Below are 21,138 nucleotides of genomic sequence, written 5' to 3' on the forward strand. Positions count from 1 at the left end.
TACTCCTTCTCGATGAGGTGCCGTCCGTCGTCAGGAGTCAACGCGCGGCTGGGGCATGGAGATTCCGGCCGGGCGGCCCAGCGGCGTCAGCATCATGCGGCCCGCGAAGCCGACCGCCGCGTCCAGGCGGCCGGTGAACTCTTCGGCGATGTCGGGCAGTCGGCGCAGCGCCCACAGCGCGCGGGCCGCCGCCCAGGTGGCGTCCCGGGCCCGCTCCAGGCTCCAGGAGCCCAGCAGATGGGTCAGCGGATCCGCGATCTGGAGCAGGTCCGGGCCCGGCATCAGCTCCTCGCGGACCCGTTCCTCCAGCGACACGAGGAGATCGCCGACCCGGTCGAACTCGTCCTCCAGGTCGGCCGGTTCGCAGCCGAGCGCACGGCAGGCGTCCACCACGGCAAGGGCGAGGTCGTGCCCGATGTGGGCGTTGATGCCCGCCATGGCGAACTGGAGCGGCCGTACGCCGGGATGGCGGCGGAAGTGGAACAGCGGTCGCCAGCAGGCCGGCGGGCGGCGGCCGTCCTCCGCCGCGTCCACGGCGTCCAGGTAGCGCTCGGCGAACCGCACGTCCAGCGCGGTCGCGGCCCGGGTGTCGGGGAACCGGCCGCCGTCGATGTGCCGGTCGACGGCCTCGGTGACCGCCAGGTAGACGCGGTTGAAGACGGCCACGCCGTCCCGGGCGGGCAGCGCCAGGTCCAGGGCGCGCATCCGGATCAGGACGGCGTCCACCGTGTCGGGGGCCGGCGGGACGTGCTCGAGGTACGGCATGGCGGCAGCGTCGCAGCTCCGGGTCGGCGGCGGGGCCGACGAGCCGGATGCTTCCCCAGAACGGGGGACGCGCTGCCCCTCAGACCCCGCTCTCGCGCTCCCCGTACGACGAGGTGCCCTCGTCCAGGAGCGGCTGCTGCCCCTTGAGGTGGGCCGGGGCGAAGGCGCGCAGCGCGTGGTAGCCGGTGATGACCACGAGGGTGCCGAGCGCGATGCCGCTGAGCGAGAAGGTGTCGGTGAACTTCAGGCTGACGTTGCCGACGCCGATGATGATGCCCGCCGCGGCCGGCACCAGGTTCAGCGGGTTGCGCAGGTCGACCCGGGCGTTGGTCCAGATCTGGGCGCCGAGCAGGCCGATCATGCCGTACAGGATGACGGTGATGCCGCCGAGGACGCCGCCCGGGATCGCGGCCACCACCGCGCCGAACTTCGGGCACAGGCCGAACAGCAGGGCGAAGCCGGCGGCGGCCCAGTAGGCGGCCGTCGAGTAGACGCGGGTCGCGGCCATCACGCCGATGTTCTCGGAGTAGGTGGTGTTGGGCGGGCCGCCGAGCGCGGTGGAGAGCATGGAGCCGACGCCGTCGGCGGAGATCGCCGTGCCCAGCTTGTCGTCCAGCGGGTCGCCGGTCATCTCGCCCACCGCCTTCACGTGCCCGGCGTTCTCGGCGACCAGCGCGATGACCACCGGCAGCGCGACCAGGATCGCCGACCACTTGAAGTCGGGGCCGTGGAAGGACGGCAGGCCGATCCAGTCGGCGTGCCCGACCGCGGAGAAGTCCAGGCGCCAGTGGTCGGTGACCTTGCCGTCGCCGCCCACCGAGTGGATCCGGCCGAAGATCCGGTCCAGGGCCCAGGAGAGCACGTAGCCGAAGACCAGGCCGAGGAAGATCGCGATGCGGGACCAGAAGCCGCGCAGGCACACCACCGCCAGACCGGTGAACAGCATCACCAGGAGGGCCGTCCACTGGTCCTGCGGCCAGTAGGTGGAGGCGGTGACCGGGGCCAGGTTGAAGCCGATCAGCATCACCACCGCGCCGGTGACCACCGGAGGCATCGCGGCGTGGATGATCCGCGCCCCGAACCGCTGCACCGCGAGCCCCACCAGGAAGAGCGCGGCGCCGACCACGAACACCGCGCCGGTGACCGTCCCGCTGGTCCCGCCCTGCGCCCGGATCACCGCGGCCACGCCCACGAAGGAGAGCGAGCAGCCCAGGTAGCTGGGCACCCGGCCGCGGGTGGCGAGCAGGAAGATGACGGTCGAGACGCCCGACATCATGATCGCGAGGTTGGGGTCAAGGCCCATCAGGACCGGCGCGACGAAGGACGCCCCGAACATGGCCACCACGTGCTGGGCGCCGAGCCCGGCCGTCCTGGGCCACGAGAGCCGTTCGTCGGGGCGGACCACCGCGCCGGGCGCGGGAACCTTGCCGTCACCGTGCAGCTTCCAGCGCACGCCGAGGTCCATGGTGGGGTTTCGCTTTCCTTGTACGGGTGGGTCCGGACCATTGTCAGGGGTACCGGCCCCTCCCACGCACCGCACCCCCGGCTGACCAGCGCCTTCGGGGTGACACCGACGCCGGTCCGGCTGAGCGGCCGCTTAGGATGGGGGCCGGCCCCGCAGGACGCGAGGACACCCCGAGCAAGACGCCAGGAGTACGCCGTGACCGCCGATGCCCCCGCCCGCCTCTCCCACGGCCGGCTCGTCCCCGTCACCGTGCACTTCGACGACCTCGACGCGCTCGGCCTGCTGCACAACGCCCGCTACCCGGTGATGGTCGAACGCGCCTGGGCCGAGCTGTGGACCGAGCACGGCTTCCGCTTCGAGGGTGACTGGGCCGCCGCCGGCGACGCCTGCAACGCGGTCAAGGAGCTGCGCATCGGCTACGAGGCGCCGGTCACCCGCCCCGGCGCCTACGCCGTCCACCTTTGGCTGGACCGGCTCGGCACGACCGGCCTCACCTACGGCTTCCGCTTCTGCTCGGCGGACGGCGCCGTCACCTACGCTCGCGGCACCCGGGTGCTGGTCCGGCTGGACCCCGGGACGCTGCGCCCGGCGCCGTGGAGCGAGGCGTTCAGGGCTGCCGGCCGGGCACTGCTGCGTCCTGCGGAGTGACCCGGAGCGAGGTGCGGTCGCCGGCGCGCAGCACCTTCGCGAAGGCCACCAGGCAGCAGGCCAGCACGGTCACCAGGCAGAAGGACACCGTCAGGCTGGTCGCCTGGGCGATGCCGCCGATGGCGCTCGGGGCGATCAGCCCCGAGGTGTAGGTGACGGTGGCGACGCCCGCGATGGCAAGGCTCGGGTTGGACCCGCTGCGTCCGGCCGCGGCGAAGCACAGCGGGACGACCACGGCGATGCCGAGCCCCAGCAGCGCGAAGCCGGTCATCGCCACCGCCGGGTGGCCGCCGATGACGACGAGCGCCCCGCCGAGCACCGCGAGCACCCCGCTGGCGCGGACCGAGCGCACCGCGCCGAACCGGTCCACCAGCCGGTCACCGACCAGCCGGGCCACCGCCATGGTGAGCGTGAACCCCGTCGTGCAGGCCGCCGCGAGGCCGGCCGAGGTCTCCAGCCGGTCGTGCAGGTAGACCGCGGACCAGTCCAGGCTGGCGCCCTCCGCGAACACCGCGCAGAAGCCGATCGCGCCGATCAGCAGCGCCGAGCGCGGCGGCAGCGCGAACCGCGGCGGCGGGTCCTCGTCCTCGGCCGGCTGGAGGTCGAGGACCCAGGAGCAGAAGACCAGGCCGAGGACGGTCAGCACCCCGGCGGCCACTATGTGGTGCAGCCGGGCGTCGGTGCCCAGGTGGGCGGCGAGCGTGCCGCCCGCCGAGCCCAGCAGGGCGCCCACGCTCCACATGCCGTGCAGCCCGGACATGATCGACCGGTCCAGGCGGTTCTCCACCTCGACGCCGAGCGCGTTCATCGCCACGTCCGACATGCCCGCCGTCGCCCCGTAGACGAACAGGGAGAGGCAGAGGGTCAGCAGGTTCGGGGCGAGGGAGGGCAGGACCAGGGCCAGCGTCCACAGGGCGAGCAGGCCGCGCAGGGCGGTGCGGGCGCCGAAGCGGTGGGTGACGCTGCCGGCCAGCGGCATGGCGAGGGACGCGCCGAGCGCCGGGAAGGCGAGCGCCAGGCCGAGCTGGCCCGCGCTCGCGCCGGCGTGGTCCTGGATCCACGGGACCCGGGTGGCGAACGAGCCGGTCACCGCGCCGTGCACGGCGAAGACGGCCGCCACGGCGTACCGGGCGCGCCTGACCTCGCGTTGCTCGTAGACCACAGTGCTCATCGTGGGGCCCTCCCGGTGCGTCCGTCGTCCGTGCCGCCGCTTCTGCCGCGCCGCGAGGTAAACTATCAGGGTGCCTGCCTGATAGATACCGTGATTCGAGGCGCCCGCCGATCTGGAAGGATCCCGGCATGCCCGCATCCCCGAGCACCGCCCGGGCCATCAACGACCGGCTCGCCCTGCGCCTGCTCCAGCAGGAGGGCCCGCTGACGGCCGGCCGGCTCAAGCAGCTCACCGGCCTGTCCCGCCCCACCGTCGCCGACCTCGTCGAGCGCCTCACCGCGGCCGGCCTGATCGAGCCGGCCGGCGAGTCGGGCGAGCAGCGCCGCGGGCCCAACGCCCGGCTGCACCGCATCGTCGCCGAGCGGGCCTGGCTGGCCGCCCTCGACGTGCGCACCGAGAGCGTCTCGGTGCTGGTCTCCGACCTGGTCGGCCGGGTGCGCGCCGAGGCGTCCGCACCGATCGGCGACGACGCCGGGACCGGCCCCGCCGTGGAGCAGGCGGTGACGCTGGTGGAGCGCGCCGCCAAGGAGGCCGGCGCCGACCGGCTGCACGCCATCGGCATCGGGGCGCCCGGCCTGATCGACCCGGCCACCGGCGAACTGCGCGACTCCACCGGCCTGCCCGCCTGGCACCGACGGCTCATGGCGGGGCTGGGGGAGCGGTTCGCCGGGGCCCGGATCAGCGTCGAGAACGAGACCAACCTCGCCGCCCTGGCCGAGCAGCGCGAGGGGGCGGCCCGGGACCGGGAGACGTTCGCGCTGCTCTGGCTGGGTCTGGGGATCGGCGCCGGGGTCGTCCTCGACGGCACGTTGCGGCGGGGCGTCTCGGGCGGCGCGGGGGAGATCGGCTTCCTGCCGGTGCCGGGGACGACCGGCCTGCCGTCGGCCACCGACTGCGGCGGCGGCTTCCACTCGCTGGCCGGCGCCGTGGCGGTGACCGCCCTCGCGGCGGAGCACGGGGTGACGGCGGATCCGGCGCCGCCCGAGCAGCGCGCGGCGGCGCTGGTGCGCCGGGCGGTGGACGACGGCGGGCCCTCCGCAGGCCGCTTCCTCGACGTCCTGGCCGACCGGCTCGCCGTCGGGGTCGCCGCCGTCGTCGCCGTCCTGGACCCGGGCTGTGTCGTCCTGGCCGGCGAGACCGGCCGCGCGGGCGGCAGCGCGCTCGCCGCGCGGGTCCAGGACCGGCTCGGCCGCCTCTCCCCGCTGGCCACCGAGGTCCGCACCGGCGCCCTCGGCGGCGGCGCGGTCCTGCGCGGGGCCCTGCTGACGGCCCGCGACCGGGCCCAGGACGAGCTGTTCGCACCGGCGGAGCGCTGAGAGGCCCGAGTGCCCGGACGGCTCAGCCCCGCTCCTCCCGCGGCCCGAACCGCCGCGCCAGGTACTCCTCGAAGGTCCCCGTGCCCAGCAGCGCCGGCCCCGACGTGAGGTGGCCGCCGTCGCGGAAGCCGCGGTACGCCGCGCCCGCCAGCGGCACCCGCACCAGGCGCCGCCGGCGCCCCGTGGCGCTCAGATAGGCGCGGGCCAGCGACTCCACCGTCCGCACCTCGGGCCCGCCGAGGTCGGGAACCCGCCCCACCGGGCCGCCCCGTGCCATCTCGGCGAGCCGGTCGGCGACCTCCGCGACCTCCACGGGCTGGTCGGTGAGCCCGGCCGGCACCACCATGACCGGCGGCCTGGCCATCCCCGCCAGCATCTCGACCACCAGGTCGTGGAACTGCGTGGCCCGCAGCAGGCTCCACTCCAGGCCCGACCGCTCCACCAGCCCCTCGACGGCGAGCTTGGCGCGGTAGTAGCGGAGCGGCACCCGGTCGACGCCGACGATGGAGATGTACACCAGGTGCCCCACTCCGGCCCGCCGCGCCGCGGCGATCAGCCGCCGCGCCGCCCGCTCGTCCCCGCCGCCCGGCGCGCTCGCGCAGTGCACGACGGTGCCCACCCCGGCGAGGGCCACGTCGAGGCCGCTGTCGGGCCTGCGCAGGTCGACGGAGTACGGCAGGGCGTGCCGGCTGAGCACCCGAACCTCATGGCCGGCGGTGCGCAGTCGCTCGGCGACGAGCCGGCCGAGCGTGCCGGTGCCGCCGGTCACCAGGGTGGTGGTCATGTGCGCGGCCCCCTTCGGTGCGGCCCCGAGGGGCCGGTGGCAAGACCCGGCGGCGGGCAAGGGCCGTCGTCACCGCCGCCGGGCCGGTCTCGCCGGGGGCTCCGCGCCCCGCGTCCACCGCATGCCTCTCCCCGTGTTCCCCCGAGAGGGCATCGTGATGTCGGTTCCCCTTCAGGCGAGTTGCGCAGAACATAGAGAGGACTAGACCAGCGAGTCAATAGGTCTGGACCAGTCGGGAAGCGCCCCGCTGTGAGCTACCCCACACGCACCGCCCGGATGGCCGACGATCAGGCGTGGCACACTGGTCGGGTATCACAAGCAGCGCACTCCGGGGTCGGTGAAAGTCCGAACCGGCGGTTACAGTCCGCGACCCGGTCGCCTCCAGCGGCCGGTTGACCAGGTGAAATTCCTGGACCGACGGTTAAAGTCCGGATGGGAGGCAGTGCGCGGCGGGCGGGCACATCTGTGCACGTCGCCGGTCTTCGGACACGTCCCTCGGCGGGGCGGGTCCCGTCCGGCGTCGTTCCCGGTGTCCACGTCCGTCCCTTCTGTCGTTCCGCGACAGCCCCGGAGTCCGTGCCCGAAGAGGCAGGAGGACCCGGGAAGTGTTCACCGGAATCGTCGAAGAGCTGGGCGAGATCACCGCCGTCGAGACCCTCGACGACGCCTGTCGCTTCCGCCTGCGCGGCACCGTCGTCACCGAGGGAGCGCGCCACGGCGACTCCATCGCCGTCAACGGCGTGTGCCTGACGGTCGTCGACCACGAGGGCGACGAGTTCACCGCCGACGTGATGGCCGAGACCCTCGACCGCTCCAGCCTCGGCGTCCTCGCCGTCGGCTCGCGCGTCAACCTGGAGCGCCCCACCGCCGTCGGCGCCCGCCTCGGCGGCCACATCGTGCAGGGCCACGTCGACGGCACCGGCGAGATCCTCGACCGCAAGCCCTCCGAGCACTGGGAGATCGTCAAGGTCTCCCTGCCCGGGCACCTCGCCCGCTACGTGGTCGAGAAGGGCTCCATCACCGTCGACGGCATCAGCCTGACCGTCGTGGACGCCGGGCCCGACTTCTTCACCGTCAGCCTCATCCCCACCACGCTCGCCCTGACCACGCTCGGCCTCAAGCAGCCCGGCGACCCGGTCAACCTCGAGGTGGACGTCATCGCCAAGTACGTCGAGCGCCTGCTGGGCACCCAGGGGGGCACCCGGTGAACTGGCTCAACTCCGAGGCGTTCGTCCTCCTCGACCAGCACATCAAGTGGTCCGACATGATCGGCAACGTGATCGGGCTGCTCGGCCTCGCCCTCGGCTGGCGGCGCTCGATCTGGACCTGGCCGGTGCAGTTCGCCTCCGGCCTCGTCCTGTTCGCCGCCTTCGCCACCGCCCACCTCTCCGGCAGCGCCGGCAAGCAGATTGTCGTCATGGTGGTCGCCGCCTGGGGCTACTGGCAGTGGAACCGCGGCCGGGACGAGGCCCAGGACGGCCGCCTCGCCGTCCGGTTCGCCACCTGGCGCGAGCGCGGCGCCCTGCTCGGCGCCGCCGCCCTCGGCACCCTCGCGGTCGGCGGCCTCTTCACCGCCTTCCCGACGCTGTCCTGGGACCCCTGGCCCGACGCGTACATCTTCGTCGGCACCGTCGTCGCCATGTACGCCCAGGCCCGCGGCATGGTCGAGTTCTGGCTGGCCTGGCTCCTGGTCGACCTGGTCGGCGTCCCGCTGAACTTCGCCAACGGCTTCGCCTTCTCCGGCTTCGTCTACGTCCTCTACGGCGCGCTCGTCCTGTGGGGCCTGCGCGACTGGTGGCTGCGCTCCCGCCGCGCGGCGCACCCCGCCCCGGAAGGAGTGCCCGCATGAGCACCGCACCCGCCTACGCCGACACCGAGGACCTCCGCCTCGACCCGGTGGCGCAAGCCGTCGCCGACATCGCGGCCGGCCGCCCCGTCGTGGTCGTCGACGACGAGGACCGCGAGAACGAAGGGGACCTCGTCATCGCCGCCGAGAAGGCGACCGAGGAGATCGTCGCCTTCATGATGAGCGAGTGCCGCGGCCTGATCTGCGCCCCCATGGAGGGCGACGAACTGGACCGGCTCCGCCTGCCGCAGATGGTCGCCGACAACACCGAGTCGATGCGCACCGCGTTCACCGTCTCCGTGGACGCCGGCGCCGCGCACGGCGTCACCACCGGCATCTCCGCCGCCGACCGCGCCGCCACCCTGCGCCTCCTGGCGAGCGGCACCGCCGAGCCGTCCGACCTGGTCAGGCCCGGCCACATCTTCCCGCTGCGCGCCCGCGCCGGCGGCGTCCTCGCCCGCGACGGCCACACCGAGGCCGCCGTCGACCTGGCCCGGCTGGCCGGCCTGCGCCCGGCCGGCGCGATCGTGGAGATCGCCGGGGAGGACGGCCGGATGCTGCGCCTGCCCGAGCTGGTCCCCTTCGCCCGCAAGCACGGCCTGACCATCATCTCCATCGCCGACCTCATCGCCCACCGGCGCAGCGCCGAGCCCACCGTCCGCCGCGAGGCCGAGGTCCGGCTGCCCACCCGGCACGGCGACTTCACGGCGTACGGCTACCGCTCCACGGTGGACGGCGTCGAGCACGTCGCGCTGGTGCGGGGCGAGGTCGGCGACGGCCGGGACGTGCTGGTGCGCGTCCACTCCGAGTGCCTGACCGGCGACGTCTTCGGCTCCCAGCGCTGCGACTGCGGCCCCCAGCTGGACGCCTCGCTCGCCCGCATCCAGGCCGAGGGCCGGGGCGTCCTCGTCTACCTGCGCGGACACGAGGGCCGCGGCATCGGCCTGATGTCCAAGCTGCGCGCCTACGAGCTCCAGGAGCGCGGGCGCGACACGCTCGACGCCAACCTGGAGCTGGGCCTGCCCGCCGACGCCCGCGACTACGGCGCCGGCGCGCAGATCCTCGCCGACCTCGGGGTGCGCCGGGTGCGCCTGATGACCAACAACCCCGACAAGTCCGAGGCGCTCGCCCGGCACGGCATCGAGGTCGCCGGGCGCGAGCCGATGCCCGTCCAGGCGGGCGAGCACAACCTGCGCTACCTGCGCACCAAGCGGGACCGGATGGGCCATGACCTGCCGTGGCTGGACACCGCCCCGGTGTCCGCCTGCCGGAACCAGTGAACACGACACCTGCACGACCCCTAGGAGAGGCACGAACGTGAGCGGCAAGGGTGCACCGGAGCTGTCCGTACGCAAGGTCGGCGACCTCAGGGTCGCCGTCATCGCGGCGCAGTGGCACGAGAAGGTGATGGACGGACTGGTGGACGGCGCCCTGCGCGCGCTGCACGAGCTGGGGATCGACGAGCCGACCCTGCTCCGCGTCCCCGGCAGCTTCGAGCTGCCGGTCGTCGCCAAGGTCCTCGCGGGCCGCGGCTACGACGCGATCGTCGCGCTCGGCGTCGTCATCCGCGGTGGCACCCCGCACTTCGAGTACGTCTGCCAGGGCGTCACCCAGGGCCTCACCCAGGTCTCCGTCGACACCGGCGTCCCCGTCGGCTTCGGCGTCCTCACCTGCGACACCGAGGAGCAGGCCCTGGACCGGGCCGGCATCGAGGGCTCCAGCGAGGACAAGGGCCACGAGGCGGTCACCGCGGCCGTCGCCACGGCGGCTACGCTGCGTTCGGTCTCCGAGCCCTGGCGTTAGGTCGGCCGGGACAACCCGTAGAGTGGGCGGCACCATGTCCAAGAAGACCTTCGAAGAGCTGTTCAGCGAGCTCCAGCACAAGGCCGCCACCGGCGACCCCGCCACCTCCCGCACCGCCGAGCTGGTCGGCAAGGGCGTCCATGCCATCGGCAAGAAGGTCGTCGAGGAGGCCGCCGAGGTCTGGATGGCCGCCGAGTACGAGGGCAAGGACGCGGCAGCCGAGGAGATCTCGCAGCTGCTCTACCACGTCCAGGTGATGATGGTCGCCCGCGGCATCTCGCTGGACGACGTCTACGCCCATCTCTGAGCCGCACGCCGCTCTCCCCACCCCCCGTTCAGAGCCATCCCGTTGAGAACAAAGGAAGCCGACCTCATGCTGCGCATCGCCGTCCCCAACAAGGGTTCCCTGTCAGGCCCCGCGGGGGAGATGCTGCATGAGGCCGGCTACCAGCAGCGCCGCGAGGCCAAGGAACTGCGCATCGTCGACCCGGAGAACGAGGTGGAGTTCTTCTACCTCCGCCCCCGCGACATCGCCATCTACGTCTCCTCCGGCATGCTGGACATCGGCATCACCGGCCGCGACCTGCTGAAGGACTCCGGCGCGAAGGCCGAGGAGATCCTCCCCCTCGGCTTCGCCCGCTCCACCTTCCGCTACGCCGGCAAGCCCGGCACCGCCACCGGCGTCACCGACCTGGCCGGCAAGACCGTCGCCACCTCCTACGAGGGCATCGTCGCCGCCCACCTCGCGGACCACGGCGTCGACGCCTCGGTCGTGCACCTGGACGGCGCCGTGGAGACCGCCATCGAGCTGGGCGTCGCCGAGGTCATCGCCGACGTCGTGGAGACCGGCACCTCGCTGCGCAACGCCGGCCTGGAGGTCTTCGGCGAGCCGATCATGAAGTCCGAGGCGGTGGTGATCCGCCGCACCGGGGCCGAGCCCGACGAGACCACCGAGCCCAAGGTGCAGCAGTTCCTGCGCCGCCTCCAGGGCGTCCTGGTGGCCCGGACCTACGTGATGATGGACTACGACTGCCGGGTGGAGCAGCTGGAGAAGGCCGTCGCGCTCACCCCGGGCCTGGAGTCCCCGACCGTCTCCCCGCTGCACAACGAGGGCTGGGTCGCGGTCCGCGCCATGGTGCCGTCCAAGGAGGCCCAGCGCATCATGGACGACCTGTACGACATCGGCGCCCGCGCCATCCTGACCACGGCCATCCACGCCTGCCGCCTCTGATGCCGGACACCGCGTCGGACCAGGGGCCGGCCGCCCTTCCCGTGACCTTCCGCCCCGGCCGCACCCGGGCCGTCCTGCTCACCCTGGCCGTGGGCGCCCTGGTGACCATCACGGCGGTCGGGATGCTGCTCAAGGGGCTCGGCCCGGGGGAGCGGGCCAGCTTCGTGCTGACCGCCGTCCTGCTGGCCGGCGTCCTCCTGGTGCTGTCCCGGCCCAAGGTCGTCGCCGACGAGGCCGGCGTCACCGTCGTCAACCTCACCACCAGCCGCCGCCTGGAGTGGCCGGAGATCCTCCGGGTGAACCTGCGCTCCGGCGACCCCTGGGTCTACCTCGACCTCAGCGACGGCACCAGCCTCCCCGCGCTCGGCATCCAGCCGGGCATCGCCCGGGAGCACGCCATCGCCGACGCGCGTGCCCTGCGGGCGCTGGTCGAGGCCCGCTCGGGACCCCGGTGAGGGATCCCCACGGCCCCCCGGTGACGGATCACAGCCGTCGGCCCTGCCGGTAAGGGCCCGTTCCCGACTAATCTGGATACCCCGGGACGCGGCCCTCGCGTCCCCGCCCCTGCCGCACCGCCCGGTGCGCGGGGGTTCCTGCGACCCGAGGAGTGACTCCCTCCAGCGATGGACGGATCGTCCTGTAGTACCTGCGCCGCCCCCGGCCGACATCGAGCCCAGGCGGCGGCATCATGACCACCCCCCTGCTGCTCCTGGCAGCCGCCTTCCTGCTCATCCTCGCCAACGGCTTCTTCGTCGCCGCCGAGTTCGGCCTGGTGACCGTCGAGCGGCCCGAGGCCGAGCAGGCCGCCGCCGCCGGCGACCGGCGCGCCGGCCGGGTCGTGGAGTCGCTGAAGGAACTCTCCTTCCAGCTCTCCGGCACCCAGCTCGGCATCACCATCACCTCCCTGGTCGTCGGCATGCTCGCCGAACCGGCACTGGCCGCGCTGCTGCACGGCCCGTTCGCCGCGATCGGCCTGCCCGAGGGCGCCGTGCCCGGCGTCGCCGTGGTCGTCGGCATGCTGCTGGCCTCCGCGATCCAGATGGTCATCGGCGAACTCGTGCCGAAGAACTGGGCGGTGTCCAAGCCGCTCCAGGTCGCCCGCTTCGTCGCCGGCCCCCAGCACCGCTTCGCCCGCCTGTTCCGGCCGGTGATCGCCGCCCTGAACACGGTCGCCAACCGACTGGTCCGCGCCCTCGGCGTCGAGCCCGCCGACGAGCTGGCCTCCGCCCGCACCCCCGGCGAACTGGTCTCCCTGGCCCGGCACTCCGCGCAGGCCGGCGCCCTGGAGCAGGACACCGCCGACCTGTTCGTGCGCACCCTCTCCCTCGGCGACCTGACCGCGCAGCACGTCATGACGCCCCGCGTGAAGGTCAGCGCGCTCCAGTCCTCGGCCACCGCCGAGGACGTCGTCAACCTCACCCGGGCCACCGGACTGTCCCGCTTCCCGGTCTACCGGGACAAGATCGACGAGATCGTCGGCATGGCCCACCTCAAGGACGCCCTCGCGGTCCCCGTGCACGACCGGCTGCACACCCCGGTCGGCCGGATCGCCCGCCGGGCCCTGCTCGTCCCCGAGTCCCTGCCCGTCCAGCCGCTTCTGGCCCGGCTGCGCAGCGAGCAGCCCATCGCCGTAGTCGTCGACGAGTACGGCGGCACGGCCGGCGTGGTCACCCTTGAGGACATCGTCGAGGAGCTGGTCGGCGAGGTCCGCGACGAGCACGACGCCAAGGACACCCCCGAGGTGGCCCCCGCGCCGCCCGAGGACGGCCGCTCCGCCTGGGACGTCGACGGCAGCTGCCGGGTGGACGTCCTGCGCCGCATCGGCCTTGAGGCACCCGAGGGCCCGTACGAGACGGTCGCCGGCCTCGTCGCCGACCTGCTCGGCCGGATCCCGGCCCCCGGCGACCGCACCGAGCTGCCCGGCTGGCGGCTCTCGGTGCGCCGAGTCAGCCACTACCGCGCCGAACGGGTCCGCCTGGTCCGCACCGAGCGCGCCGTGAACGTGATGGAGGCCGCCCGATGAGCGTCGTCCAGCTCCTCTTCGCCGCGCTCCTCGTGCTCGCCAACGGCTTCTTCGTCGGCGCCGAGTTCGCCCTCGTCTCGGTCCGGCGCAGCCAGATCGAGCCGCTCGGCACCGCGCGGGCCCGCCAGGTGCTGTACGGCCTGGAGCGGCTGCCGCAGATGATGGCCGCCGCCCAGTTCGGCATCACCGTCTGCTCCCTGACCCTCGGCGCGGTCGCCGAGCCGACCGTGGCCCGCCTGCTGGAGCCGCTGTTCGAGGCGATCCACCTCCCACACGGCGTGATCCACCCCCTCGGGTACGTCATCGCCCTGGCCGCCGTCGTCTTCTGCCACCTCGTGATCGGCGAGATGGTCCCGAAGAACCTCGCCATGGCCGCGCCCGAGAAGGCGGCCCTGTGGCTCAGCCCCGGCCTGGTCTGGTTCGCCCGGCTGTGCCGGCCGATCACCGTCGCGCTCGGCGCCTGCGCGCAGGGCATCCTGCGGCTTTTCCGCGTCGAGCCCAAGGACGAGGTCGAGGCGGTCGTCACCAGCGAGCAGCTCAACCGCCTCCTGGAGGACTCCGGCCAGGCCGGCCTGCTCGACCCCGAGGAGCGCGAGCGGCTGGAGGACGCCCTGGAGCTGGGCTCCCGCCCGGTCACCGACGTCCTGCTGCGCCGCGAGTCGCTGGTCACCGTGACCCCCTCGGTCACCCCCGGCGAGATCGTCGAGCTGACCGCCCGCACCGGCTACTCCCGCTTCCCGGTCGCCGCGAGCGACCAGGGGCCGTTCATGGGGTACGTGCACGTCAAGGACGTCCTCGACCTGGAGCACTCCGACCGCGCCGTCCCGCAGCGCCACTGGCGCCCGATGACGACGCTGCGGGCCGAACTCCCGCTGGACGACGCCCTGACGGTGATGCGCCGCGCGGCCACCCACCTGGCCCAGGTCGCCGACCCGGCGGGCCGGGTGCTCGGCCTGGTCGCCCTGGAGGACGCCCTGGAGCTGCTGGTCGGCGAGGTCCGCGACCCGGCGCACCGGGAGGTTCCGGACGCGGCGGCCCCGCGCCCGCGCACCACGGGCTCCCCGGAGCAGGCCATGGCGACCTGACGGCCGGTCCGTCACGGACCCGCCGGGGGCGTCACACCCCCGGTGGGTCCTGCGGCCCCCGGCCCGAGAGCACCTCGCCGTACGCCTGCATCAGGTCCGGCAGGCGCAGGGTGGCCAGGTCGTCGCGGGTCAGCTCGCCGGGGTAGCCGGACAGGCGCAGATCCCGGTAGGCGCAGCTCTTCTCGTACAGGGTGCGCAGGAAGCGGCCGTTGCCCAGCTCGTCGATCCAGCCCTGGCCCACCACGTGCCCGGCGATCGAGCGCAGCTCGTCCAGCGCCTCGGCGTCCCACCCGTCGCCGTTCTCGGCGGCCAGGACCTCGCCGATCGCGGTCAGCTCCAGGGGGCGGTAGGACGGGAAGTCCACGCGGGTGGTGAAGCGGGAGGAGAGGCCGGGGTTGGCGGCGAGCAGGCGGTCCATGCCCTCGGGGTAGCCGGCCAGGATCACCACCAGGTGGTCCCGGTTGTCCTCGGCCCGCTTCAGCAGCACCTGCAGCGCCTCGTCGCCGTACGCGTCGCCCTTGCCGTAACCGGCGTTGGACAGCGCGTACGCCTCGTCCACGAAGAGGACGCCGCCGAGCGCGGAGTCGATCAGCTCGTTGGCCTTCACGGCGGTCTGCCCCAGGTACTCGCCGACCAGGTCGGCCCGCTGAGCCTCCACGAGATGGTCGCCGCCGAGCAGGCCGAGGGCGTAGAAGACCCGGCCCAGGATGCGGGCCACCGTGGTCTTGCCGGTGCCGGAGGGTCCTGAGAAGACGAAGTGACGTTTTGGCGGCTGCACCGGCAGGCCCTGCCCGGCCCGCAGCCGCGCCATGTTGAGCTGCGCCGACAACGCCTTGACCTGGCGCTTCACCGGCTCCAGGCCCACCATGCGCTCCAGCTCGGCGAGTGCCTGGGCCAGCAGGGCGGGGTCGGTGGGGCCGGTGGGCGGCGCCGGGTCCGGGCCGTCGGCTCGCTCCCGCACCGGCGGCCCGGACAGCGTGGCCGGGGCGGCCGGCGCCGGTTCCGGCTCGGACAGCTTCAGGTCGCGCTCCTCGGTGCCGAAGAGCGGGTCGAGCCCGTCGGGCCCTTCCACGCCGTCCGCCACCAGCCCGGCCGGCCACAGCCCGGCCAGGTCGGTGTCGCCGTCGTAGCCGTCGCCCTCGGCGATGGCCGCGAGCCGGGCGGAGGTGTCCATGAAGGCGGGGTCGGCCCGGTGCACCGCCCGGTACAGGGGCATCGCCGCGGCGCTGCGCCCGGTGCCCTCGTGCGCCCGGGCCAGCCAGTAGCGCAGCTCCTTGCGCTGCGGCTGCTCGCTGCGGCACCGCATCAGGGCCGTCGAGAGGAGCGGCTCGGCCTGCCCGAACATCTCCAGCCTGACCCGGGCCATGCCGCTGAACAGGCCCGCCTCGATGCCGAGCAGCGGATCCCCGAGCAGCGGGTCGGTGTGCCGCACCAACTGCTCCCAGTCCTTGACCAGATAGGCCCGGCAGGCGTGCAGGAAGCGGACCTGCCGGTCGGCGTCCACCGGAGGCAGCCCGGCCAACGCCCGGTCCAACTCGGGGACATGGCGGCCGTCCAGCCAGTGCGAGGCGTGCGCGAGCAGCAGGTCGCGCGGGCTCTCCAGGACCGGTTGCACCCACCAGCCCAGCCAGTACCAGGAGTTGAGCGTGCGGCGATGGCGGGTGCGCTGCTCGCCGAAGCGCTCGCGGTGCCGGAACATGCGCAGCAGCGCGTTGGTCGTGTCCACGCGCAGCGCGTGCAGTCCGAGCCAGGCGTCGGCCATCGCGGGGTCGATCCGCACGGCGGCCCGGAACTCCTCCTCGGCCTGCGGGTACGCGCCCATCGTGTACGCGTCCACGCCGCGCAGCCAGGCGAGGTCGGCCGGGGCCCGCCGGCCCTCACCGCCGAAGTCCATCCGTCCCCCCACGAACCACGCCCCCGTCGGCAACCTTCGCAGGGCATCGTACCCGCGGGGGTCTTCCCCCCGAAGGGTGCCGACAAGGGCGGATGACGCCATGACGGGGACGCGGGGCGGTGACCGAATGTGATCGGCCGGGCCCGCGCTGCGGGCCGAAATCCGGGCGAATGCCGCTTCAAGACAGAACGAAGCCCCCGATCACGGGGGAACAACCGGGGGCTTCGCGTCTGCCGGCGACCGCGAACGGCCGCTCATTGAGAACGTAAGACCTGGACGACCCCCCGGTCAAGCCAAGTTGAGGCACTTCGAACGCCGGTCAAAAAGGGATCTTCACCGGGTCAGCACATTGCCGAGGGGTCGTCACCGAGCGTGAACGAAATGCCCTCCGGGTCGGCACCCGCGGGCCCCGGCAGCAGCTCGTACCCCTCCCGTCCCGGCCCGCTCTGCCGTACCAGCAGATGTGCGGAGGGGCGCGAGGGGTCGTCGGCGAAGTGCCGGCGCTCGGCGGGGATCCAGCCGTTCCAGAAGTCGCGCTGCCCGGCGCCGTCGCGCGCCCGCCCCCGCGCCCACGCCTCCTCGGCCGGCAGGTCCATCCACAGCAGCCGGGCCAGGTACGGCCGCAGCGCGCGGCGCCCGGCGCCGACGCCCTCGACCAGGACCACCGGGGCGGGCGCGAGCGGGCGCGGCAGTCCGAAGCGCCGGGTCCGCCAGTCGTAGGGGGCGTAGTGCGCCGTCCCGCCCCGCCCGAGCGGCTCCACGACCTGGGCGTGGAGCCGGCCGGTCCAGCCGAACAGCGCGTCGTGGCTGGCCAGATCGTCGAGGTGCAGCACCGGCGCGCCGCCAAGCGCCCCGGCCAGCCGCCCGGCGAACGTCGACTTCCCCGACCCGGCGTGCCCGTCGACGCCGACCAGGCGCACGGGGCCGCAGGACGGCGGGAGGCGGCGGAGGGCGGCGGCGAGGTCGTGCACGGGGGTTCCTGAACGGGAAGCGGGGCGGGGAGCGATCACCCCGCACTCTAATCGCGCCCGTCGGTCCGCCCCGGTCCGGACCGCCACTGGTCGACACCAATATTGGCGGGCGTGGCGTGCGAAGAAGTGCTGGCAGGAGCGGGCGGCCGAGGCCATAGTGGGCGCACGACCGTGCAGCGGAAGCGTGCCACGGACCGACCGACTCGGACACCTGGGGGTCACCCGCCCATGAGCAGACCCGAACCGCCGTCCCGCCGAACCGTCCTGGCCGCCGCCGTCGCCGCGGCCGTGACCGGCGCCGCGATCCCGGCCACCGCCGAGGCCGAGCCCGCCGCGGGGCGGGGCGCGGACGCCGACCGGGCCCCCGCCCGCCGGATCGACTACCGCGCCTGGACCACGTACCAGGACTGGCGCGCGGGCAGCGCCCGGGGCGCCCACCCCGTGCCCGGCCTCCGCCCCGGCGTGGCGATCGGCGCCCCGGCGGGCACCGCCGACTACACCGACCCGCACACCGGGCGGACCGCGGCCTGGCAGTACGCGACCTGGACCTCGCCCGTCCACCGGCTCGCCGTCCCCGCCACCGAGGTCATCGCCTCCTGGAACGCGCACACCCCGGCCGGCACCTGGATCCAGGTCGAGCTGACCGGCACCTACTCCGACGGCACCGCCACGCCCTGGTACGTGATGGGCCGCTGGGCCTCCGGCGAGGCGGACATCCGGCGCACCTCCGTGGACGACCAGAGCGACGGCAAGAGCAGCATCTGGACCGACACCTTCGCCATCGACGACGCCGCCTCCGGGCTCCGCCTCGTCTCCTACCGGCTCCGGCTCACCCTCTACCGCCGCCCCGGCACCCGCCTCACCCCCACCGTCTGGCGGCTCGGCGCGATGGGCTCCGACATCCCCGACCGCTTCACCGTCCCGGCCTCCACCCCGGGGCTCGCCCAGGAGCTGCGCGTCCCGCGCTACTCCCAGGAGATCCACAAGGGCCAGTACCCGGAGTACGACAACGGCGGCGAGGCGTGGTGCAGCCCGACCTCCTCGCAGATGATCATCGAGTACTGGGGCGGCCGGCTGAGCAAGGAGCAACTGGCCTGGGTGGACCCGTCCTTCGCCGACCCGCAGGTCTGCTACGCGGCCCGCTCCACCTACGACTGGCAGTACTCCGGCTGCGGCAACTGGCCCTTCAACGCCGCCTACGCGGCCACCTACAAGGACCTCCAGGGCGTGGTCACCCGGCTCACCTCCCTGACCGACCTGGAACGGCTGGTCGCGGCCGGCATCCCGGCCATAACGTCCCAGTCCTTCCTGGCCACGGAGCTGACCGGGGCCGGCTACGGCACCTCGGGCCACCTGATGACGGTGATCGGCTTCACCGCCGACGGCGACGTGATCGCCAACGACCCGGCCTCGCCCAGCGACGCGGCGGTGCGCCGGGTCTACAAGCGGCGCGAGTGGGAGAACATCTGGCTGCGCACCAAGCGCTACAACGCCAGTGGCGCGGTCGTCTCCGGCACCGGCGGCGTCTGCTACCTGTACTTCCCGGCCCATCCCACCCCGCGCCAGCGGCTGGCCCTGGCGGCGGTGGGTGTGCGCTGAGGCGCACCTCCGACGGAACGGCCCCCGCTCCGCGGGGGCCGTTCGCTGTGACCAGGGGGCCGTCCCCTGTGACCAACCACACCGCCGCAACCGCGGCACATGCTGGCAAAGTGGGATGCATGACCGCACACACCGCCACCGCCGCCCGCGCCCGCACCGGCGGCCCCCAGGACGACGGCCCGGCCGTCGTCGAGCACGTCATGGGCTGGACCCTCGTCGTGGTGATCGCCATGCTGGTCGTCCAGCTCGGCCTGCTCTGACCCGGCCTGCCATACTGCGGAAGTCCCGCAGCTCGCAGAGATCCAGGGTCGACCGTGACTATCAGCCCCCAGCGTGCCCCCCATGATGCCGACACCCGTCCCCGGGCCCGCGGCACCGAGCGCTCGCTGGCCCGCCGCGCCGAACTCATCGCCATCGGGCGCCGGTTGTTCGCCGACACCTCCTACGACGCGCTCTCCATGGACGACATCGCGCGCCAGGCGCACGTCGCCAAGGGGCTGATCTACTACTACTTCACCTCGAAGCGCGGCTATTACCTGGCCATCGTCGAGGACTCGGTCGCCGACCTGGTCACCAAGGCGGCGAGCGGCACGGACCAGCCGCAGAAGGACCGCGTCCGGCGCACCGTCGACGGCTACCTGCGCTACGCCGAGCAGAACCAGGCCGCCTACCGCACGATCGTCAACGGCGGCGTCGGTTTCGACGCCGAGGTGCACGCGATCCGCGACGGCGTGCGCGAGGCGATCGTCGCCACCATCGCCGAGGGCGCCTACGGCCGCTCCGACATCGGCGCCGAGGCCCGGATGGGCCTGCTGTCCTGGGTGTGCGGCGTCGAGGGCGTCACCCTGCACTGGATCGGCTGCCCCGAACTGCCCCGGGCCACCATGCGCGAGCTGCTGGTGAAGACCCTCGGCGGCACCCTGCGCGCCATCGAGGAGCTGGACCCCTCCCACCCGGCCCCGGCCCCCGCTCGCCGCGACGGCTGACGCGACCGACGTGACGACGAGGGGCGGGGACCGCCGACCGGTCCCCGCCCCCGACTACTGCCGTTCCGGGCTCACTTGATCGCCTTGATCAGCTCCCCGTTCGCGGTGTCCCCGCTCAGCTCCCAGAAGAACGTGCCGCCCAGACCCTGCTGGTTCTTGTACGTCATCTTGGTGCCGATGGTCGCCGGGGTGTCGTAACTCCACCAGTTGCTGCCGCACTTGGCGTACGCGGTGCCGCCCACCGTGCCCGTCGCCGGGCAACTGGTCTTCAGCACCTTGTAGTCCTCGATGCCGTCCTCGTACGTCCCCTTCGCCGGCCCGGTCGCCGTGCCGCCCGGCGCCGCCTGGGTGACGCCGGTCCAGCCGCGCCCGTAGAAGCCGATGCCGAGCAGCAGCTTGGAGGCGGGGATGCCGAGGCCCTTGAGCTTCGCGATCGTCGCCGAGGTGTGGAAGTCCGCCTTCGGGATGCCGGCGTAGGAGGTCAGCGGCGAGTGCGGGGCGGTCGGGCCCTTGGCGTCCCAGGCGCCGAAGAAGTCGTACGTCATCGGGTTGTACCAGTCGACGTACTGGGCCGCGCCCGCGTAGTCCGCCGCCTCGATCTTGCCGCCGGCCGTGGCGTCGGCGGTGATGGCCGAGGTGACCAGGTTCTTGGTGCCGAACTTGGCGCGCAGCGCCGCCAGCAGCTTGCGGTAGGCGTCCCGGCCGCTGGTGTCGCAGCTCAGGCCGCAGGCGTTCGGGTACTCCCAGTCGATGTCGATGCCGTCGAAGACGTCGGCCCACTTGGAGTTCTCGACCAGGTCGTAGCAGGACTGCGCGAAGGCCGCCGGGTTCTGCGCGGCCTGGCCGAAGCCGCCGGACCAGGTCCAGCCGCCGAAGGACCAGAGGATCTTGAGGTTCGGGTGCTTCTTCTTCAGCTTGCGCAGCTGGTTGAAGTTGCCGCGCAGCGGGGCGTCCCAGGCGTCCGCGACGCCGTCGACCGACTCGGCGGCCGTGTAGGCCCGGTCGGTGGCCGCGTAGGCGTCGCCCATGGCGCACTTGCCGCCGGTGACGTTGCCGAAGGAGTAGTTGATGTGGGTCAGCTTCGCGGCGGAGCCCGAGGTCTCGATGTTCTTGACGTAGTACTTGCGGTCGTAGGTGCCCCATTCGGTGAAGTAGCCGACGACCTTGGAGCCGGCCGCCTGCTGCCCGGCGGGCGCCTGCGGGGCGGCGCCGGCCGGGCCTGCCCCGGCGAGCAGGCCCGCGCCGAGGGCGGCGGAGCAGAGGGCGGCCAGGAGGCGGGGGAGGTGCGGGACGTGCATCCGGTGTCTCCTCGTGGGGGAAGAGGGAAACGCGTGCCGATTGGCATGAACGCGGTAAGGCGTTCGGTCCGTCACGGTAGGAGGACTAGACCAGTGCGGTCAATGGTGCGTACCAATTCGGCCTCCGGCGGCCCTCGGTAACGGCTTCGCGCCATTGTCGAAGTGAGCGGTCGTTAACCGGTGACGGCATGCCTCCGATCGGGCATACTCACAGCGCACAGCCGCTGGTCAGCTGCTTCCGCGACCCGGGAGT

At 73.5% G+C, this 21,138-nt stretch carries 21 protein-coding genes and 1 riboswitch; of the genes, 14 read left to right on the plus strand and 7 right to left on the minus strand.

The features are described 5' to 3' along the window. Positions 1-30: 30 nt before the first annotated feature. Both ACGFZL_RS27165 and ACGFZL_RS27170 read right to left on the minus strand, forming a co-directional pair. Entirely contained in the window at positions 31-765 is a 735-nt protein-coding gene (locus ACGFZL_RS27165; RefSeq protein ID WP_393695560.1) for a DUF5995 family protein, read from the minus strand. Positions 766-844: 79 nt separating this feature from the next. After that, positions 845-2,230: a uracil-xanthine permease family protein gene (locus ACGFZL_RS27170; RefSeq protein WP_393695562.1), complete on the minus strand. Its 1,386-nt coding sequence runs from the start codon at positions 2,228-2,230 to the stop codon at positions 845-847. A 195-nt stretch (positions 2,231-2,425) separates the two neighbouring features. On the opposite strand from ACGFZL_RS27170, the gene ACGFZL_RS27175 reads away from it, so the two are divergent. Further along, positions 2,426-2,878, plus strand: coding sequence for a thioesterase family protein (locus ACGFZL_RS27175; protein WP_355173046.1), 453 nt, complete (start codon positions 2,426-2,428; stop codon positions 2,876-2,878). Here the strand turns inward: ACGFZL_RS27175 and ACGFZL_RS27180 are convergent. Continuing rightward, positions 2,838-4,049 (minus strand): MFS transporter, encoded by a 1,212-nt coding sequence (locus tag ACGFZL_RS27180; RefSeq protein WP_393695565.1) that lies wholly within the window; start codon positions 4,047-4,049, stop codon positions 2,838-2,840. The two genes, ACGFZL_RS27175 and ACGFZL_RS27180, sit on opposite strands and share 41 nt — an antisense overlap. 128 nt (positions 4,050-4,177) lie before the next feature. Between ACGFZL_RS27180 and ACGFZL_RS27185 the strand changes: the two genes are divergently transcribed. Continuing rightward, entirely contained in the window at positions 4,178-5,365 is a 1,188-nt protein-coding gene (locus ACGFZL_RS27185) for an ROK family transcriptional regulator (RefSeq protein ID WP_393695567.1), read from the plus strand. Between the two features lie 22 nt (positions 5,366-5,387). Here the strand turns inward: ACGFZL_RS27185 and ACGFZL_RS27190 are convergent, their stop codons facing one another. Next, entirely contained in the window at positions 5,388-6,149 is a 762-nt protein-coding gene (locus ACGFZL_RS27190) for an SDR family oxidoreductase (protein ID WP_393695569.1), read from the minus strand. Positions 6,150-6,468: 319 nt separating this feature from the next. Then, a riboswitch (FMN riboswitch) is annotated at positions 6,469-6,599 on the plus strand. A gap of 155 nt (positions 6,600-6,754) precedes the next feature. Between ACGFZL_RS27190 and ACGFZL_RS27195 the strand changes: the two genes are divergently transcribed. The 9 genes from ACGFZL_RS27195 to ACGFZL_RS27235 all read left to right on the plus strand — a co-directional run bounded on the left by ACGFZL_RS27195 (position 6,755) and on the right by ACGFZL_RS27235 (position 14,137). Then, positions 6,755-7,357 carry a riboflavin synthase gene (locus tag ACGFZL_RS27195; RefSeq protein WP_393695571.1) on the plus strand — a complete coding sequence of 201 codons (603 nt, stop codon included), beginning with the start codon at positions 6,755-6,757 and terminating at the stop codon, positions 7,355-7,357. Next, complete coding sequence (locus ACGFZL_RS27200; RefSeq protein ID WP_393695573.1) at positions 7,354-7,998, plus strand: nicotinamide riboside transporter PnuC; 645 nt, start codon at positions 7,354-7,356, stop codon at positions 7,996-7,998. The genes ACGFZL_RS27195 and ACGFZL_RS27200 overlap by 4 nt, the downstream gene beginning before the upstream one ends. Next, positions 7,995-9,275, plus strand: coding sequence for a bifunctional 3,4-dihydroxy-2-butanone-4-phosphate synthase/GTP cyclohydrolase II (locus ACGFZL_RS27205; protein WP_393695575.1), 1,281 nt, complete (start codon positions 7,995-7,997; stop codon positions 9,273-9,275). Before ACGFZL_RS27200 ends, ACGFZL_RS27205 begins: the two co-directional genes overlap by 4 nt. A 37-nt stretch (positions 9,276-9,312) precedes the next feature. Next, positions 9,313-9,798: a 6,7-dimethyl-8-ribityllumazine synthase gene (gene ribH / locus ACGFZL_RS27210; RefSeq protein ID WP_355173060.1), complete on the plus strand. Its 486-nt coding sequence runs from the start codon at positions 9,313-9,315 to the stop codon at positions 9,796-9,798. A gap of 34 nt (positions 9,799-9,832) precedes the next feature. Then, on the plus strand, positions 9,833-10,105 hold the full coding sequence (locus ACGFZL_RS27215) for a phosphoribosyl-ATP diphosphatase (RefSeq protein ID WP_355173062.1): 273 nt from the start codon (positions 9,833-9,835) through the stop codon (positions 10,103-10,105). 66 nt (positions 10,106-10,171) lie between these two features. Then, positions 10,172-11,029 (plus strand): ATP phosphoribosyltransferase, encoded by an 858-nt coding sequence (gene hisG, locus ACGFZL_RS27220; protein WP_355173064.1) that lies wholly within the window; start codon positions 10,172-10,174, stop codon positions 11,027-11,029. After that, positions 11,029-11,484, plus strand: coding sequence for a PH domain-containing protein (locus ACGFZL_RS27225; RefSeq protein ID WP_355173066.1), 456 nt, complete (start codon positions 11,029-11,031; stop codon positions 11,482-11,484). Before hisG ends, ACGFZL_RS27225 begins: the two co-directional genes overlap by 1 nt. Positions 11,485-11,717: 233 nt before the next feature. After that, positions 11,718-13,052, plus strand: a complete 1,335-nt coding sequence (locus ACGFZL_RS27230; RefSeq protein WP_393695578.1) for a hemolysin family protein — start codon at positions 11,718-11,720, stop codon at positions 13,050-13,052. Continuing rightward, the gene (locus ACGFZL_RS27235; RefSeq protein ID WP_393695580.1) at positions 13,049-14,137 is read left to right on the plus strand and encodes a hemolysin family protein; all 1,089 of its coding nucleotides are present in this window, start codon (positions 13,049-13,051) and stop codon (positions 14,135-14,137) included. Before ACGFZL_RS27230 ends, ACGFZL_RS27235 begins: the two co-directional genes overlap by 4 nt. A 31-nt stretch (positions 14,138-14,168) precedes the next feature. Here ACGFZL_RS27235 and ACGFZL_RS27240 read toward each other — a convergent pair whose 3' ends face one another. Together ACGFZL_RS27240 and ACGFZL_RS27245 are read right to left on the minus strand one after the other, a co-directional pair. Further along, positions 14,169-16,031, minus strand: a complete 1,863-nt coding sequence (locus tag ACGFZL_RS27240; RefSeq protein ID WP_393695582.1) for an AAA family ATPase — start codon at positions 16,029-16,031, stop codon at positions 14,169-14,171. A gap of 341 nt (positions 16,032-16,372) precedes the next feature. Beyond that, positions 16,373-17,002, minus strand: coding sequence for a uridine kinase (locus ACGFZL_RS27245; protein ID WP_393695584.1), 630 nt, complete (start codon positions 17,000-17,002; stop codon positions 16,373-16,375). Between the two features lie 228 nt (positions 17,003-17,230). Between ACGFZL_RS27245 and ACGFZL_RS27250 the strand changes: the two genes are divergently transcribed. From ACGFZL_RS27250 to ACGFZL_RS27260, 3 genes are all read left to right on the plus strand, one after another. Then, positions 17,231-18,601, plus strand: coding sequence for a peptidase C39 family protein (locus ACGFZL_RS27250; protein WP_393695586.1), 1,371 nt, complete (start codon positions 17,231-17,233; stop codon positions 18,599-18,601). A gap of 119 nt (positions 18,602-18,720) precedes the next feature. Next, positions 18,721-18,861: an SCO1431 family membrane protein gene (locus ACGFZL_RS27255; protein WP_355173078.1), complete on the plus strand. Its 141-nt coding sequence runs from the start codon at positions 18,721-18,723 to the stop codon at positions 18,859-18,861. A 54-nt stretch (positions 18,862-18,915) separates the two neighbouring features. Continuing rightward, positions 18,916-19,587 (plus strand): TetR/AcrR family transcriptional regulator, encoded by a 672-nt coding sequence (locus ACGFZL_RS27260; RefSeq protein ID WP_393695589.1) that lies wholly within the window; start codon positions 18,916-18,918, stop codon positions 19,585-19,587. Positions 19,588-19,658: 71 nt separating this feature from the next. Here the strand turns inward: ACGFZL_RS27260 and ACGFZL_RS27265 are convergent, their stop codons facing one another. After that, positions 19,659-20,885, minus strand: coding sequence for a glycoside hydrolase family 18 protein (locus tag ACGFZL_RS27265; RefSeq protein ID WP_355173082.1), 1,227 nt, complete (start codon positions 20,883-20,885; stop codon positions 19,659-19,661). Positions 20,886-21,138: the final 253 nt, after the last annotated feature.

The organism is Streptomyces sp. NPDC048182, assembly GCF_043202555.1.
Lineage (GTDB): Bacteria > Actinomycetota > Actinomycetes > Streptomycetales > Streptomycetaceae > Streptomyces.